We start from the raw sequence: 15,651 nt of genomic DNA, 5'->3' as shown, positions 1-15,651 counted from the left end.
CAAGGCTGCCCCCATGACCAGCGACCGCGCGTACGACGTGATCGTCTTCGGAGCGACCGGCTTCACCGGTCGCCTCGTCGCCGAGTATCTCGCCACCAAGGGCAAGGACGCCTCTGCCCGCGGCGCAGAAGAGCGGCCCATCCGCTGGGCGATCGCTGGCCGGAACGCGGGGCGCCTCGCCGAGGTGAAGGCGGCGATGGAGGCGATCGATCCGGCGTGCTCCTCGCTGGGCGTCATCGAGGCGGCGTCGGACGACGCGGCGTCGCTCGAGCGCATGGCCCAGAAGGCGCGCGTCGTCATCACGACGGTCGGTCCTTACACGGCGCTCGGCGAGCCGCTCGTCGAGGCGTGCATCCGCGCGGGCACCGACTACGCGGATCTCACCGGCGAGCCCGGGTTCGTCGACCGCCTCATCGAGCGCCACCACGAGGCTGCCCGCGCGCGGGGCGTGCGGATCGTCAACTGCTGCGGCTTCGACAGCATCCCGCACGACCTCGGGGTGCTCTTCACGGTGACGAAGCTCCCCGCGGGCGAGCCGATCGTGGTGGAGGGCATCGTGCGCGTGCACGGCAGCTTCTCCGGCGGCACCTGGCAGTCGCTGCTCGAGATCATGGCGCGCCCCGGCCCAAGGAAGGGCGCCGCGCGCGGCGAGGACGCGCACGGGGCGCGCAGGGTGCGGGGGCTCAAGACGCGCATCCACTACGAGAAGGGGCTGCGCGCATGGCTCTGCCCGATGCCCAGCATCGATCCGCTCGTCGTGCTGCGGAGCGCGCGGGAGCTCGACGCCTACGGTCCCGACTTCCAGTACAGCCACAACGTGCAGGTCAAGTCCGGGCTGCAGCTCGTGATGGGGATCGCCGGCTTCGGCGCGGTCACGGCGCTGGCCAAGGTGGGACCGACGCGGGAGCTGCTCCGCAAGGTGCGGAGTCCGGGGGAGGGGCCGAGTGCGGAGGAGCGGGCGCGCAGCTGGTTCCAGGTGACCTTCCAGGGGAAGAGCGCGTCCCGCAAGGTGGTGACGCGGGTGAGCGGCGGCGATCCTGGTTACTCGGAGACGGCCAAGATGGTGGCAGAGTCGGCGCTCTGCATGGCGTTCGACCGCGAGCGGCTGCCGGCGCGCGCCGGGGTCATCACGCCGGTCGTCGCGATGGGGGAGCGGCTCATCGAGCGGCTTCAGGCGGCGGGGATCCGGTTCGAGCTGCTCGAGGGGTGAGCTGCGGCGGCTGACGGCCGGCGCGGTTTGGTACAATCGCCCCGTGCACCGCGAGACGTGGATCTTCGGTTACGGCTCGTTGATCTGGCGTCCTGCCTTCCGCTTCGAGCAGATGGTGCCCGGGTACATCACGGGGTGGACCCGCCGCTTCTGGCAGGGGTCTACCGATCATCGGGGCGTCCCTGGGGCGCCTGGGCGGGTGGTTACGCTCATCGCGGCCCCTGGCGCGCGCTGCTGGGGGATGGCCTATCGCGTTGCCGTGGCCGAGCTCGACGAGGTGCTTCGCGCGCTGGACCACCGCGAGAAGGGCGGCTATGCGCGCCACGACGTGCCGCTTCACCTTGAGGACGGGGCGGCGGTGCGCGCGGAGATCACGGCCCGGTCGGCCATCGTGTACCTGGCCACGCCGGATAATCCCGACTACCTGGGCGCTGCGCCGCTCCCCGAGATTGCCGCTCAGGTGCTTGCGTCGCACGGCCCGAGCGGCTCGAACGTCGAGTATGTCCTGCAGCTCGCCGACGCGCTCGCGGCGATGGGCGCCCACGACGAGCACGTGACCGAGTTAGCGGCCCTCGTCGGCCATCGAGCTCCGCGCGCGGTCGACGTCTAGTTGACCTCGCTGCTCCCGTTCCCGCCCGCGTGATCCGCGACCCCGTTGGTCCCGTCCACGCCCGCACCCGGCGGCGTCGAGCCGCCCTCCTCGGCCTCGGCCGCGTCCGCCGCGAAGGCCTCGACGGCGACGACCCGCTCGTCCTGGCCGACGTGCATGATCCGCACGCCCTGCGCGTTGCGCCCCGTCTCGCGGATCTCGCTCGTCTTGGTGCGGATCATCTGCCCGCGATCGGTCACGATCAGCACCTCGTCGCTCGGGCTCACCATGGCGACGCCCACGACCGGCCCGTTCCGCTCGCTCGCGTCGATGAGGATGACGCCCTTGCCGCCGCGGCTCTGGAGCCGGAACTCCTCGAGCGGCGTCTGCTTGCCGTACCCGCGCTCGCACACCGCGAGCACCCGGTCGCGCCCGTCGCCGCTCACGCCGAGGCCCACCACCACGTCGCCCTCGTCGAGCTCGATGCCCTTCACGCCCATCGTCGCGCGGCCCGTCGGGCGCACCTGGTCCTCGGGGAAGCGGATGCTCATCCCGCTCCGCGTCGCGATCACGAGCTCGCGCTTGCCGTCGGTGAGCGCCGCCGTGAAGAGCTGATCACCCTCCTCGATCCGCACGCCGATGATCCCCTTGTCCCGGTAGTTCTCGTACTCGTTGAGCGCCGTCTTCTTGATCTGCCCGCGGCGGGTCAGCGTCACCACGAACGTCTCGCCGTCGAAGCTCGGCACCGGCGTGATCGCCGCGACCTTCTCCCCCGGCTCCATCCCGACGAAGTTCACGATCGCCCGGCCCTTCGCGTTCCGAGGCGCCTGCGGGATCTCGTAGACCTTCTTGACGAAGACCTTGCCCTTGTCGCTGAAGAAGAAGACGTACGAGTGCGTCGACGCCACGAAGAGCTGGCTCACCCAGTCCTCCTCGCGCGCCTCCATCCCCACCATCCCCTTGCCGCCGCGGCGCTGCGCCCGGTACGTCGAGGTCGGCGTCCGCTTCAGGTAGCCGGCGTGCGAGATGGTCACGACCATGTCCTCTTCCTGGATCAGGTCCTCCATCTGGATCTCGGCCTCGGCCGGGACGATCTCGGTGCGCCGCTTGTCGCCGAAGCGCTCCTTGATCTCCTCGAGCTCCATCACGATCACATTCATGAGCAGCCCCATGTCGGCCAGGATCGCCCGGAGCCGCTCGATGGTCTGCGACAGCTCGCCGTACTCCTTCGCGAGCTTCTCCCGCTCGAGGCCGGTCAGGCGCGACAGCCGCATCTCGAGGATCGCCTTGGCCTGCCGCTCCGACAGGAAGTAGTCGCCGCGGCCGTCGGCCTCGGCGCACTCGGGCTCCGGGCGGCCGGCGCGCCGGAGGAACTCGCCGAGCCCCCGGAGGGGCAGCTTCTGCAGGTTCTCCCGCGCGTCGTCCGGATCGCTCGAGGCCCGGATCGTCGCGACGATGCGATCGATGTCGCTCGTCGCCATCCCGAGCCCCTCGACGAGCTCGCGCTGCGCCTCGGCCTGCCGGAGCTCGAACCGACAGCGCCGCGTCACGACCTCACGCCGGTGCTCGATGAAGTGCGAGAGCGTGTCCTTCAGGCTCAGCACCGCGGGGCGCCCGTTCGCGATCGACAGGTTGATGACCCCGAACGTCGCCTGGAGGTCCGTCAGCCGGTAGAGCTGGTTGACGACCACCTGCGGGAAGATGTCCTTCTTCAGCTCGATGACGATCCGCATCCCCTCGCGGTCGCTCTCGTCGCGCACCTCGCTGATCCCCTCGATGCGTTTCTCCTTCATGCACTCGGCGATCTTCGCGACCAGCCGGGCCTTGTTCACCTGGTAGGGGATCTCGGTGAAGACGATCTGCTCGCGGTCGCCCTTCATCGTCTTCTCGACCTGGTGGCGCCCGCGCATCGTGATCGAGCCGCGGCCGGTCGTGTACGCCTGCACGATCCCGCTCTTGCCGTAGATGAGGCCGCCGGTCGGGAAATCGGGGCCCGGGACGAGGTGGAGCAGCTCCTCCAGGGTGATGTCGGGGTTGCGGATGATGGCGATCGTCGCGTCGATGATCTCGCCGAGGTTGTGCGGCGGGATGTTCGTCGCCATGCCGACGGCGATGCCGCCGGATCCGTTCACCAGGAGCTGCGGGAACTTCGCCGGCAGGACGCTCGGCTCGAGCTCCGAGTCGTCGTAGTTCGGGACGAAGTCGACCGTGTCCTTGTCGAGATCGGCGAGCAGCTCGACGGCCATCCGCGACAGGCGCGACTCCGTGTACCGCATGGCCGCGGGCGAGTCGCCGTCGACCGAGCCGTAGTTGCCCTGCCCGTCGATGAGCGGGTAGCGCAGGCTGAAGGTCTGCCCCATCCGGACGAGCGCGTCGTAGACCGCGAGATCGCCGTGCGGGTGGTACTTGCCGAGGACGTCTCCGACGACGCGCGCGCACTTCTTGTGCGAGCCGGTGGGGCCGATCTTCTGCTCGTTCATCGAGTAGAGGATCCGGCGGTGCACCGGCTTCAGGCCGTCGCGCACGTCCGGGATCGCGCGGCCGATGATCACGCTCATCGCGTAGTCGAGGTAGCTCGTCCGGAGCTCGTCCTGGATGCTGACCGGAACCTTCTGCTGGATGTTCGACGTCTCTTCCATGGGGGACCTGCACCCGAGGCGCGGGGGGCGGGCGCGGCGCGCGCTCGGCCCCCGTCGTAGAGGCCCATCCCAGCGCGGCTCGAGCGTCGAGCGGAGCAGCAGAAGCGGCCCTGGCCTCGAACGACGAGCGACGAGGTGGAGTCCGGCCTTCGCCGCCCGCCCTATGACCCACGCTGTTCAGGGGATGCGACGGATGCGTTCAGGTACTCCAAGGGGCAGGCCGGCGCAAAGGGTTTGCCGGCCTCAGAGGGCGTTCCTGCCCGCGCGCGCGGGCGCGGGATCGCGGCCTGCCGCCGGCTCCTCGCCGGACGCCGCGAGGCGCCGGCGAGGGCGCATCAGGGGGGCCGGACAGCGCAGCGAGAGCGCGGGAGCGTCCTGGGCGGGGGCGCTGGACGGCGCGGCGGGAGCGTGAGGCGGCACACCGGGGGCGCCGGAAGGGTCAGGGCTCGACGCGGGTGGGCTGGGCGCACGTCCGGACGACGATTTCTACGTCCTTCTCCGCCACGATCGAGCCGGCGCCGTCCGGGGCGTCGGGGTCGGGGCCGGGGCACTCCCACGTCCAGATCGGGTCGGCCTTGTCACCGTTGGGGAGCAGCATTTCGGGGTTTCCGGAGGTCTCGCCACCTTTGGGCGTGAGCTCATCGGCGAACTCCCCCCCGTAGCCGTCGATCCTGACCGTGTACTCGTGCCCCTCGACGACGGAGGTGAACGACACGCTCCACGCACAGGAGATTGGCGGCGACGAGGCGAGGGGGGACGGCCCGCCCTCCGCGCTGTTGTCGGTGAGCGTGGCGACGTAGCTGCGGATGGCTTCCAGCTCGTCCGAACCCGAGCACTGGACGTCTCCCAGGAAGGCGAGCGGGTCGATGGTCATCGACGTCCCGAGCTGCAGGTCGTCGTCGCTGTTGGACCCGTCGGCGCAGGCCGTGAGCGCGAGGACGGCGAGCGCCAGGGCGCACCGGCCGGCCCGGGGTCGCGGGGAGCGCCCGCGCGCGTGATCCGCAGCGAACAACGTTCCGAAACCAGCTCGAGCTCGGCCCATCGGCAGGGGGCACTAGTCCAAGCCGGGGAACGGCGCCACATGAAACGCGGCCCAGCTGCGCGGGCGCGGCGCCGGGCACGGCGCGCGGCCGAGCGAAGCCCGCGAGAGGAGGCGCCGGCGGAGGCGGCGCTCGCGGGCGAGCTGCCGGATGCGCCGCTCGCGCTCGCGAGGCGGTGATGAGCTCGCGGAAGCTGCGGGCGCCCGCTCTCTACGGGAACCGACCCCGCAACGCCTCTTCACGTCGATGGAGCGCCGCGGGCACGCTGTCGCCGCTCATCGCGTCAGCGCAGGCTCCTTCCGCGATGCGCGGAGGCGCAGCAAGCTGAGCAGCTCGGCGAGATCGACGAGCCCCTCGGCTTCGATGGCCTCATCCGCCGATAGCTTCTCCCCGCGATCCTGCTTGTCCAGGAGCGCCTGCAGCCTTCGATCGACCCCCGCCGGGAGGCGGAGCTGTGCGAGATCGGAAGGGAGCCCCACATCAACGTGGACTGTTGCCGGCGTAGCCATCGTCGAAGTCCTCTCTGAACCTAGCAGGTTGGTGCGACGTCGGCGATCGGTCAGTCCGAGGGAGCTTCCCGCAGCTGTATTAGGGCCCGCCGGAGCCGCCGTTCCCGCCGCCGGAGCCACCGCTGCCCGCGCTGCCGCCGCCGGAGCCGCCGCCGCTGCCGCCGCCGGAGCCGGCGCTGCCGCTGCCGCCGCTGCCGCCGCCGGAGACATCGCTGCCGCCGGAGCCGCCGCTGCCCGCGTTGCCAGAGCTGCCGCTGCCGGCGCCGCCGCTGTTCGGGGCGGCGACGAACGCGCAGGCCTCGAGCGCCTCCGCCTGCGCGGTGATCACCTTGCAGGGGGTGATCGCGCGGTCCACGCCCGCGGCGAGCGGCGCCGCAGAGCACTCCGCCATGGACGCGACCTTGGCGCTGGCGCAGGCGCGCGCCTCGCCGACGGCGGCAACGCAGGCATCGACCTGGAGGGTCGTCGGCTCTGCCACGGTCTGGCCGCCGCCGGCGCCGCTCTCGAAGCCGTGCAGGCACTGGTCCCAGTAGAACTCGACGCAGGTGTTCACCCGCTCTTCGGCGTCCCCGGAGCCGATCCACTCCGGGCACACGGCGGCCGCCTCGCACCGGGCCTGCTCGATCCGCCGGCAGGCGTCGACGCCCACAGCGTCGTTGCCGCAGCTCGGCGCTGTGATGAGGGTCACGGCGCCGAGGCCGAGCAACGCGGCCGCGGCCCAGGGCGCGGAGCTCCGCCTCGCGGCGGAGAGGACGGCGAGCGCAGAGAAACCCACCCGGCGGAGCTACCACGCGGCCGCCGGAGGCGTCGAGTTTTCCGGCACACACCAGCTGCCCACCCCACCTCGGGGGGCGCGAACGGCGACCGGACAAGGCCCGGTCCGATCTATGCTCCCAGGGCCGCGATCACCCTATGGATCCGCCGAGCCTCGCGCAGCTCCGACCCGACACGCCTTTCCATGGGCGGTACCGCGTCGTGCGCCCCATCAAGACGGGCGGGATGGGGGCGGTGTACGAGGTCGTGGACGTGGTCACGGACCGCCGCCGAGCGCTCAAGGTGATGCTCCCCGGCTCCATCCAGGACCCGGCCCAGCGCGCCCGGTTCGCCCAGGAAGCCAAGATCACGGGCGGGATCGAGAGCGACCACATCGTTCACATCTCCGATGCCGGCATCGACGCCGACTCGGGGATGCCGTTCCTCGTCATGGACCTGCTCCAGGGCGAGGAGCTCGCGAGCCTGTCGGCGCGCCGCGGCCCGCTGCCGCCGGCCGAGGTGGTGCTCTACCTGGGCCAGGTCGCGCGCGCGCTCGACAAGATGCACGCGGCCGCCATCGTCCACCGGGACCTCAAGCCGGCAAACCTCTTCCTGACGAGGCGGGACGACGGCTCCCCTTGCGTGAAGGTCCTTGATTTTGGGCTGGCGAAGGTCGTGGCGCACCGCAGCATGGCGGACCGCACGGCAATGGTCGGGACGCCCCTCTACATGGCGCCCGAGCAGATCCGCGGCGACGTCGCCGTCGGGCCGAAGACCGACATCCATGCGCTCGCGCATGTCGCCTTCGCGCTGCTCGTGGGCAGCCCGTACTGGCTGACCGAGGCCAACGTCCTGCCGTCGGTCTACGCGCTCCTCCAGCGGATGGTGGCGGGGTTGCCCGAGCCTCCGAGCGCCCGCGCCGCGCGGCGCCGCAGCAGCATCCGGCTGCCGCCCGCCTTCGACGCGTGGTTCCAGCAGGCGACCGCGATCGACCCGAAGGACCGCTTCGAGCGCGCCACGGCGGCCGTCACGCTGATGGCGGAGGCGCTCGGCGCGCCCGCCCCGTCGACGCCGCCCCCGCCCGAGCGGCCCACGAACCCGCCGCCGTCGTCCCGCCGCGGGGTCGAGACCCGCGGGGTCGACGCGGACGACCGGCGCGCCAGCTCGCCGTCGGACCCCGGGCCAAAGCCTCCGGAGCCAGGGCCCAAGGCCGGCGAGTCACGCCAGCGCGACGAGGACCTCGCCGCGGTCGTCCACGAGGAGCGGCTCCGGGCCTTCCTGAAGAAGGAGGTGCAGCGCGCCAGGGAGCAGCGGACGAGGAGGCTCTCGCTGCTGCTGCTCAGCGTGGAGGGGCTCCAGGGCGTCGAGGAGACGCAGGGCCGAGCCGGGGTCGATCGCATCCTCGGCGATCTCGCGCGCATCGTCAGGATCTACGTGCCGGAAGGCGGGCTGCTCGGGCGCTACCGCCGCGACACCCTCGCGATCGTCTGCCCCGGGATCGGCCGGACGCGGGCGTCCGCGTTCGCGAAGGTGCTCGGCGAGAAGGTGCGCCAGCACCGCTTCCGGCGAGCGGCCACGACGCCCTTCCGGATGACCCTCCGCATCGGTGTCGCGCACATCGAGGAGGGGGACGCGACGGGGCACGAGCTGCTCGAGCGCGCGGCGCGGGGGCTGCCCGAGCGGGGGGAGTGAGCTGAACGAGGGATCGGGCCGATGGCCGCGATCTCCGCTGGCGCCGTCGCGCGGCTGCGCGGTCGCGCCGTGGCGACCTCGATTTCTTGAACGTTCCCCGTGAAGGGGCGATCCTCGCGGCCATGGCCTCTGCCATGATCCTCGCGGCGGGGCTCGGGACCCGGCTCCGCCCGCTCACGGACGAGATGCCGAAGCCGCTCCTGTGGCTCGGCGATCGGCCGCTCATCGCGCACATCGCCGAGCGGCTCGCCGCGGGCGGCGTCGTTCGCGTCGCGGTGAACAAGTCCCACCTCGCGGAGCGATTCTCGCGCGATCTGCTCGCGGCGTTCCCGGTGCCCGTCGAGGTCCTGCACGAGCCGGAGCCCCTCGGCACCGCCGGGGGCCTCGCGAACGCGGCGGGCGCGCTCGGCGAGGGCGACGTGGTCCTCTGGAACGGCGACATCCTGATCGATCTCGACGTGGCGGCGCTCTCGGCGGCGCACGGCCATCACGGCGCGGGCGCGACGCTCGCGGTCGCGCCGCGGCCGGCCGGGGAGGGGACGGTCGGCGTCGGCGCGCGGGGCGAGGTGGTGCGGCTCCGCGGCGAGCGCTTCGGCGACGAGGTCGCGGGCGGCGATTTCGTGGGCGTGCACGTGGTCGGCGGGGCGCTCCGGCGAAGGCTGCCGCCGCGCGGGTGCATGGTGGGGGACGTGTACCTGCCGTGGCTGCGCGAGGGGCGCTCGCTCGCGACGTTCGCGGCGCCCGCCGTGTGGCACGACATCGGAACGCTGGCCGCGTACCTGGCGGCGAGCGCGCGCTGGCTCTCGCAGCGCGGCTTGCGGAGCTACGTCGGCCCGGGGGCGTCCGTCGCCGAAGGCGTGGACGTGGCGGGCAGCGTCGTCGGGGCGGGGGCGCGGGTCGAGGGGGCGGGCGCGGCGCGCGGGTGTGTGGTCTGGCCGGGCGCGCAGGTGGTCCTCGGCGCCGGCGCCCCGCTCGAGCGCGCGGTGGTGACGGCGAAGGGGACGGTCGCGCGCGCGTCCGGGTGAGCACGTGGGTGGAGAAGTCCCTGCGACCAGGGAGGGGCGAGCTTCACCGCGCTGGTGCGTCGGCGCGATTCACGTACTCGGTCGCAAACCTGCGGATCTCATCCGCCTTCCGGTGCTCGGACAGCTCCGGGTAGACACCCCAGAGGACGTCCTTGATGAAGACGCCATACTCCGGAGTGCCAGGCCGGATGGATGGATGATGTCGCTCCGGGTGCTCGCGCAGGATCACCTCCGCCTCGCTGATCGCCGGCGCGCCCGGCGGGCCGTCTGGAGACGGCGGCTCCCTGCTGCATCCGGCCACCACGGCGAGCGCTCCCATCGCCATGAGGTGCCACTTCATCTCCCGAGGTCGGCGAGCGCGGCCTTCGCTGCGTTGTGCCCAGCCGCGCCGATGACCGACCCGGCCGGGTGCGTCCCCGCGCTGCACGAGTAGAGCCCGGCGAGCCCGAACCGGTAGGGTACGCGATCGGCGAAGCCGAAGCTGTTGTCGATGTGGTGGATGTGCCCCTTCGTGATCCCGAAGTGCCGCTCGATGTCCGGCGGCGCCAGCGTGAACGTCTCCAGCACGAGGTCGCTCATCCCAGGCGCGAAGCGATCGCAGATCGAGAGGAGGTGCTTCACGTAGCGCGGCGCGGCCTCGTCCCACGTCTCGCCGCCCGCGAGCGCGTAGGGCACCCACTGCACGAAGAGCGCCGCGTTGTGGTGGCCCTCCGCGTCGCGCAGGCTCGGGTCGATCGGCGTGTGGAAGTACCACTCGATCGCGGGGAACTCCGGGAGGCGCCCGCTCATCGCGTCGCGGTGGGCCTGCCGCAGCGTGTCCATCACGACGTCCTCGTCCGGCAGGAGGTGGATGGTCGGCCCGAACTGCCCGCGATCCTCCGGGAGGCACGTGAACGTGGGCAGGCCGGTCAGCGCCATGTTGACCTTGAGCGTCGAGCCGTCCTTCGCGAGCGCGTCGAGCCGCGCCGAGAGCGAGGCCCCGATCGCCGCCTCGCCGGCGAGCGCGCGGGTGCGGTACGGATCGGCGTTCGAGACGACCACCTTCGCGGCGATGCGCGTGCCGTCCTCGAGGAGCACGCCGGAGACGGCGCCCCCGGACGCCTCGATCCGCGCGACGCGCGCGCCGGTGACGATCGTCGCGCCCTCGGCCCTCGCCTTCTCGGCGAAGAGGCGGGAGATCGTGCCCATCCCGCCCTCGACGATCATCCAGGTCCCGTCGGCGCCGGGGAGGCGGCACATGTTGTGGATGAGGAAGTTCATGCCGGTGCCGGGCGACTCGAAGCCGCCCGCGAGCCCCGAGAAGGCGTCGGTCACGGCGTACATCGCCTTGAGGAGATCGCTCTTCCAGCCGAACCGCGCGAGGTAGTCGGAGATCGTGCCCCGGCAGAGCGCCACGAACGTCTGCCGGAGGGCGGGCCGCACGTAACGCTCCGCCGTCTCCTCGATGGAGAGCGGCTCCGCGAGCCACGTCGGGGCGATGTCGTCCCGGAGCGCGGCGAGCTCGGCCTGGAGCGCGCTGTTCGCGTCCCAGTCGTCCTGGGAGAAGAACTCAAGGAACTGCCGCTTCATCGCGGCCTGGTCCGAGCCGAAGAGCAGGTAGCGCCGGTCCGTGGTCGGGAGGAAATAGTGCGGATCGCGCCGCCGGAGGGGGAGGGCGACGCCGACCTCGCGGAGCAGCTCGGGGGGGGCGAGCCCGAGCAGGTAGGCGCCGCTCGAGACGCCGAGGCCCGGCGCCTTCCGGAAGGGGTGCTCGGTCTTCACCGCGCCGCCGACCGCGTCCTTCTCCTCGAGCACCACCACGTCGAGCCCGCGGCGGGCGAGGAGGACGGCGGCGACGAGACCGTTGTGGCCGGCGCCGACGATGACCACATCGGCGCGGGCCGGAGCTTCACTGCGTTTCACTGGGCACCTCCAAGCGCTGTGCGCGTCCTCTGCCGCGGCCGGCGCGCCGGCGCTCGGGCCATGGCGCACGAGGTGTTGCACGAATGGTACGGCGAGGAGAGCCCTTTTCGCGCGCGGTAGCGGGGAGGGGCGCGCCGCGCCGGCCCCGAGGCTGCCCGCACGGCGACCCTTTCCAGCCTGTCCTCTCCTCCGCGGCGCTGGCGCGCGCGTCGCGCCGGCCCGCTCCGTCCTGCCCTGGTCGGGCTCACCCGCCGGCGGTCGTCGTGGGCGCCGTGGGCTCGCGCCACGCCGCGGCGACCTCCTCGGCGATGGCGCGCACGGTCAGGGGCGCCGAGCCTTCGGCCTTGTTGTTCACGAGCGTGAAGCTCTCGATGCGCAGCGCCGCGGCCTCGCAGAGGATCCGCGCGACCTCCGCGCGCATCTCGGGATCCGGCTCGACCACCCGGTTGAACGGGTGGAACCGGCGCTTCTCCGCCTCGTAGCGGCGACCGGGCTTGAGCGAGAGCCGGACGACCGCGAACGGGGCGTTCGAGACGGGCACCACATCGGCCTGGGCCCCGGGAGACGGCATGTTGCGCCAGTAGCTGTAGGCGTGGGCGACGCCGCGCGCGCCAAGGATCTCCCGGTACTCGCCGGTGAAATAGGCGCGCTCCCTGAGCTCGACCGCGCAGGAGAGCTCGCGCGGCAGCGCGCCGAGGAACGCGTCGAGCCGCTCGAAGAACGCGCGCGGCGGGAGCCGGTGGGGCGGGCCGACCGGGGGCAGCTCGAGCAGCACCGGCCCCGCGTGCGCCCGGAACACCGTGAGCAGCGGCGCGGCGACGCGCGAGAGGAAGAGCGGCACCGAGAGGAAATCCGGGTTCGGCTCGAGGCGAGCGGGGCCCGCGCTGCGCCCCTCGTCCTCGTTCGGCGGGGTCTGCGATCGCTCCAGCGTCTGGGACACGACGGCGTGCAGCGCCTTCGATACGCAGCGGAAGCCGTCCGGCAGCTGCGCTCCGTAACGGCGGAAGTCGCTGTCGGGGACGGGGGCGTAGAAGCTGCGGTCGATTCCGACCGTCGTGAGCAGCGGGTGCCGGGCGTACTCGGCGAGGCCATCGCGCGCGAGCTCCTCCGTGCTCTGCCGCGCGGCGTAGACGAGGCCCTGCCAGCCGGGGAAGCTCCACGAGCTCGTGCCGAGGTGGAGCCCCGGCGGCAGCCGCGCCGCCAGGCGGGCGGCATCGTCGTAGACCGCCGCCATCGCGTCGCGCTCGCGCGCCGCCTCGGCAGCGGCGGGCTCCGGCGCTGCACCGAACAGCGAGAGCTGCGATGGGTTGGGGCCACGGCGCCCAGGGGAGCGGCTCACCCGGTCGAGTCTACTGCTTCCGGCGCGCTCCGCGACAACGGCCACGCGGGCGGGGACGACCGCCGCGCTGGCCAGCGCGGTAGGGGGGCGGCGCGGCCGCCGCTTCCGGTCCGGATCCATCGCAACAGGACACCGTCGCGGCGAGGGGCTCAGCTCCCTCGCCGCGATCGGCTCGTGGAGCGGCCCCGTCATGCGCTTCCGATGGGGAGCATCCGGCCCGCCGTGGGGTACAAGCACGTGACGTGCTGCGCCGCTTCGCCCTCGTCGTGCGCGTCCTGGTCTCGACGGCCGGGAAGGACGCCTTCGCGCGCGCCATGCCGCTGTACATGGGCATGGGCCTCGTCGCGGCGGTCGTGTTCGGCGGCAACGGGATGCACCCCTCGCAGCTCACGGGCCTCGCGGGTGAGTCGCCCCTGTTCCGGGTCGCGCTGTGGGGGGCGTGGTTGCTCGTCGGGACGCCGGCGGCGCGCGCGCTGCTCCGCGCTCCGGCGACGTTCTTTCTCCGCGCGCTGCCGGTCCCGCGCCGCGAGCTGCTCTCGGCTCACGCGCTGCTCCTCGCCGTCGCCGAGCTCCCGTGGGTGGCGCTCTGGGCGGTCGGCGCCGGCGCGCTCGCCGGCTGCGCCGCCGGCGCCGCGGCGCTCGCGGCGCGCTGCATGCTCCTCGCCCGTCCGCGCGGCGCGCGCGAGCTCTCGGCCCTCGCGCTGCTCGTGGGCGCCATCGCGCTCGGGGCCCCGGCGTCGGTGCTGCTCGCGTGCGCCGCGCCCGCGCTGGCCGTCGGGCTGCGCGCGGCCGTCGCCCGCGCGCCAGAGATCCCCGCCGGCCGCGAGCGCTCGATGATTCCATCGGCGGCGCCTGCGCTCGTCGCGCTCGCGCTCGCCTACCTGGCGGCGCTCGTCCGTGGCCACCGCGCGGTGCTCGTGCGGGGCCTCGCGCTCGCGGCGATCGGCGCGCTCGCCGCGGCGGCCTGGGCCCGGAACAGCGGGCGGTTCGGCGGCGGGTCGCTCGCCGCGGCGTCGCTCGTCGCGCTCGCGCCGGTCGTGCTCTGCGCGGGCGCTGGCCTCTCCGGTCCGGTCCTGCGCGAGGAGCGGCGGCTCGCGTGGCTCCTCGACGCGTGCGGCGCGGCGGCCGGGCTCCGCGCGGGCGCCGTCGCCGCGGCGGTGGCCGCGCCGCTCGTCGCGCTCGCGCTCGGGCACGGCGCGGTGGTCGGCGCGCTCACCGGCGCGGCCCCCTCGGTGACGTTGCGCCTGGTCGGTGGCGCGGGGCTCGCGGGGCTGCTCCTCGCCGCGATCGCGCTCGGCTGCGTCCGGTGGTCCGTGCGGCAGGACGGCCGCGACAGCAGCCGGGTGCTGCTCTCGGTGCTCGCGGCGATCGCGGCGTCGATCGCGGCCGCGTGGACGCTGGGTGATCTCGCGCTCGCGGCCTTCGCTCCGGCGGCCGCGCTGCTCGCGAGGCCCGCAGGCGCGCGCTGGCTCTCGCCGGGTCGCGGGCGCGGCGCGGCGGCAGGAGAGGGGAGGGCGCTGTGACGCTGGAGGCGACGGGGATCCACAAGCGGCTCTCGGGCAGGGACGTGCTCTCGGGCGTCGAACTCCGCTGCGGACCTTCGGAGGTGGCGGTCGTGATGGGCGAAAACGGCGCCGGCAAATCGACCTTGCTGCGGGTCGTCGTCGGGTTGCTGGAGCCCGATCGCGGCGCCGTGACGCTCTCGGGGGAGGCCGTCCACGGCGCCGCGGCCTCCGCGCGGCGCCGGCTCGGCTACGCGCCCGATGCGACCGAGGCGCTGCCCGATCTCCAGGTCGCGGAGCTCTGCGCCCTCGTGCGCGCGCTCAAGCAGGCGCCGCCGCTCGACGGTGCGTGGCGCGCGTGGATCGAGCGGCTCGGCGCGGCCGCCTTCTACCGACAGCGGCTCTCCGGCCTGTCGTTCGGTCAGCGCAAGCGCGCGCTCGTTCTCGCGGCGCTGGTGGGCGATCCTTGGCTGCTCGTGATCGACGAGCCGACCAACGGGCTGGACGCCGAGGGGGCGCGTACGGTGCTGGAGCTCATCGAGCAGCGCCGCGCGGAGGGGAAGGCGACGCTCCTCACGACGAACGACGCGGCCTTCGCGGCGGCGATCGGGGGGCACGTGCGCCGGCTGAACGGAGGACGGCTCGGCGCGGAGTAGGCGGCGCCTCGGCCCGTGAGGCGCCGCGCCTCCGGACGCCGCCTACCGGCCGGGCTGCCTCCCCTCGCGGCCCGAACGGTGCGGCAGCAGCCGCAGCACCCGCGTCTCGCGCTGCTCGCGGCCTTCGAGGTCGAGCGACGTGGGGACCTGGTACCGCGCGAGCTCCTCGACCGCCTCCGAGGGGCAATAGGCGCGCCCGGGATCGCCGACGATCACCGCGGTGGCGCGCGCGGCCTCTCGGCGCAGCCACGGGAGCACGCGGTCGACCATCGCGCGCTCGTAGCAGACGTCGCCCGCCACGATGACGTCCCACGCGGCCGTCGCGGCGCTCGCCGTGAGGTCCTCGGTGATCACGTCGACGGTGACGCCGTTCAGGGCCGCGTTCAGCCGGAGCGCCGCCGCGGCGAAGGGATCGATGTCGGCGGCGCTCACGCGCGCGGCGCCGGCGAGCACCGCGGCGATCGCGACGACTCCGCCGCCGGAGGCGAGGTCGAGGACGCGCTTGCCCGAGACCGTCGCGGGATGATCGAGGAGGTACCGCGCGAGCGCCTGCCCGCCCGCCCACGCGAACGCCCAGTACGGCGGCGGCACGCCCGCGCGCGTGAGCGCCGCCTCGGTCGCGTGCCAGAGCGGCGTGACCTCGGTCGCCAGGTGGAGCTTGACCTCGGGGACGAACGGCGGGCAGGCGACGGCCGTCTCGCGCGCGACGAACGCGGCGGCGCGCTCGGCGGCGGAGGCGTCCTCCGCGTCGGCGTCGGGGTGCGGCGCGGGCGCGAGCCCCCTCGTCACGGCCAT

Annotated in this window: 14 protein-coding genes; 6 read left to right on the top strand and 8 right to left on the bottom strand. The window is 73.5% G+C overall.

The features are described 5' to 3' along the window. The first annotated feature begins 13 nt into the window (after window positions 1–13). Entirely contained in the window at window positions 14–1,210 is a 1,197-nt protein-coding gene (locus tag WMF12_RS19830) for a saccharopine dehydrogenase family protein (RefSeq protein ID WP_437873104.1), read from the top strand. A gap of 43 nt (window positions 1,211–1,253) precedes the next feature. After that, complete coding sequence (locus WMF12_RS19825) at window positions 1,254–1,820, top strand: gamma-glutamylcyclotransferase (RefSeq protein ID WP_437873103.1); 567 nt, start codon at window positions 1,254–1,256, stop codon at window positions 1,818–1,820. Here the strand turns inward: WMF12_RS19825 and gyrA are convergent. The 4 genes from gyrA to WMF12_RS19805 form a co-directional block, all read right to left on the bottom strand. Next, entirely contained in the window at window positions 1,817–4,438 is a 2,622-nt protein-coding gene (gene gyrA, locus WMF12_RS19820; RefSeq protein ID WP_437873102.1) for a DNA gyrase subunit A, read from the bottom strand. The genes WMF12_RS19825 and gyrA overlap by 4 nt on opposite strands. 439 nt (window positions 4,439–4,877) lie before the next feature. Then, a complete protein-coding gene (locus tag WMF12_RS19815; RefSeq protein ID WP_437873101.1) occupies window positions 4,878–5,450 on the bottom strand; it encodes a hypothetical protein in 573 nt (190 codons plus the stop codon). Window positions 5,451–5,753: 303 nt separating this feature from the next. Beyond that, window positions 5,754–5,987: a hypothetical protein gene (locus WMF12_RS19810; RefSeq protein WP_437873100.1), complete on the bottom strand. Its 234-nt coding sequence runs from the start codon at window positions 5,985–5,987 to the stop codon at window positions 5,754–5,756. Window positions 5,988–6,066: 79 nt separating this feature from the next. After that, window positions 6,067–6,762, bottom strand: a complete 696-nt coding sequence (locus tag WMF12_RS19805; RefSeq protein ID WP_437873099.1) for a hypothetical protein — start codon at window positions 6,760–6,762, stop codon at window positions 6,067–6,069. 137 nt (window positions 6,763–6,899) lie between these two features. Between WMF12_RS19805 and WMF12_RS19800 the strand changes: the two genes are divergently transcribed. Continuing rightward, window positions 6,900–8,432 (top strand): protein kinase domain-containing protein, encoded by a 1,533-nt coding sequence (locus tag WMF12_RS19800; RefSeq protein WP_437873098.1) that lies wholly within the window; start codon window positions 6,900–6,902, stop codon window positions 8,430–8,432. Between the two features lie 86 nt (window positions 8,433–8,518). Continuing rightward, window positions 8,519–9,457 (top strand): sugar phosphate nucleotidyltransferase, encoded by a 939-nt coding sequence (locus WMF12_RS19795; protein WP_437873097.1) that lies wholly within the window; start codon window positions 8,519–8,521, stop codon window positions 9,455–9,457. Between the two features lie 43 nt (window positions 9,458–9,500). On the opposite strand, the gene WMF12_RS19790 is transcribed toward WMF12_RS19795, so the two are convergent. From WMF12_RS19790 to WMF12_RS19780, 3 genes are all read right to left on the bottom strand, one after another. Beyond that, window positions 9,501–9,797, bottom strand: coding sequence for a hypothetical protein (locus tag WMF12_RS19790; RefSeq protein ID WP_437873096.1), 297 nt, complete (start codon window positions 9,795–9,797; stop codon window positions 9,501–9,503). Beyond that, on the bottom strand, window positions 9,794–11,359 hold the full coding sequence (locus WMF12_RS19785; protein ID WP_437873095.1) for a phytoene desaturase family protein: 1,566 nt from the start codon (window positions 11,357–11,359) through the stop codon (window positions 9,794–9,796). Before WMF12_RS19785 ends, WMF12_RS19790 begins: the two co-directional genes overlap by 4 nt. A 244-nt stretch (window positions 11,360–11,603) precedes the next feature. Continuing rightward, entirely contained in the window at window positions 11,604–12,698 is a 1,095-nt protein-coding gene (locus tag WMF12_RS19780; protein ID WP_437873094.1) for a DUF72 domain-containing protein, read from the bottom strand. A 242-nt stretch (window positions 12,699–12,940) separates the two neighbouring features. Between WMF12_RS19780 and WMF12_RS19775 the strand changes: the two genes are divergently transcribed. Continuing rightward, window positions 12,941–14,221, top strand: a complete 1,281-nt coding sequence (locus WMF12_RS19775; protein ID WP_437873093.1) for a hypothetical protein — start codon at window positions 12,941–12,943, stop codon at window positions 14,219–14,221. Continuing rightward, window positions 14,218–14,856 (top strand): ATP-binding cassette domain-containing protein, encoded by a 639-nt coding sequence (locus tag WMF12_RS19770; RefSeq protein WP_437873092.1) that lies wholly within the window; start codon window positions 14,218–14,220, stop codon window positions 14,854–14,856. Before WMF12_RS19775 ends, WMF12_RS19770 begins: the two co-directional genes overlap by 4 nt. Window positions 14,857–14,898: 42 nt before the next feature. Here WMF12_RS19770 and WMF12_RS19765 read toward each other — a convergent pair whose 3' ends face one another. Continuing rightward, window positions 14,899–15,651, bottom strand: a complete 753-nt coding sequence (locus WMF12_RS19765) for a class I SAM-dependent methyltransferase (RefSeq protein WP_437873091.1) — start codon at window positions 15,649–15,651, stop codon at window positions 14,899–14,901.

Source organism: Sorangium sp. So ce363 (genome assembly GCF_051520435.1).
Classification (GTDB): domain Bacteria; phylum Myxococcota_A; class Polyangia; order Polyangiales; family Polyangiaceae; genus Sorangium; species Sorangium cellulosum_B.
The sequence above is the reverse complement of the archived record's forward strand: the minus strand, read 5'-3'. Positions and strand labels throughout refer to the sequence as shown.

Excerpts from the sequence above, each read along its gene's own strand:
- WMF12_RS19830 (WP_437873104.1), top strand. The coding sequence starts at position 14 with ATGACCAGCGACCGCGCGTACGACGTGATCGTCTTCGGAGCGACCGGC.
- gyrA (WP_437873102.1), bottom strand. The coding sequence starts at position 4,438 with ATGGAAGAGACGTCGAACATCCAGCAGAAGGTTCCGGTCAGCATCCAG.
- WMF12_RS19810 (WP_437873100.1), bottom strand. The coding sequence starts at position 5,987 with ATGGCTACGCCGGCAACAGTCCACGTTGATGTGGGGCTCCCTTCCGAT.
- WMF12_RS19800 (WP_437873098.1), top strand. The coding sequence starts at position 6,900 with ATGGATCCGCCGAGCCTCGCGCAGCTCCGACCCGACACGCCTTTCCAT.
- WMF12_RS19790 (WP_437873096.1), bottom strand. The coding sequence starts at position 9,797 with ATGAAGTGGCACCTCATGGCGATGGGAGCGCTCGCCGTGGTGGCCGGA.
- WMF12_RS19765 (WP_437873091.1), bottom strand. The coding sequence starts at position 15,651 with ATGGCCGTGACGAGGGGGCTCGCGCCCGCGCCGCACCCCGACGCCGAC.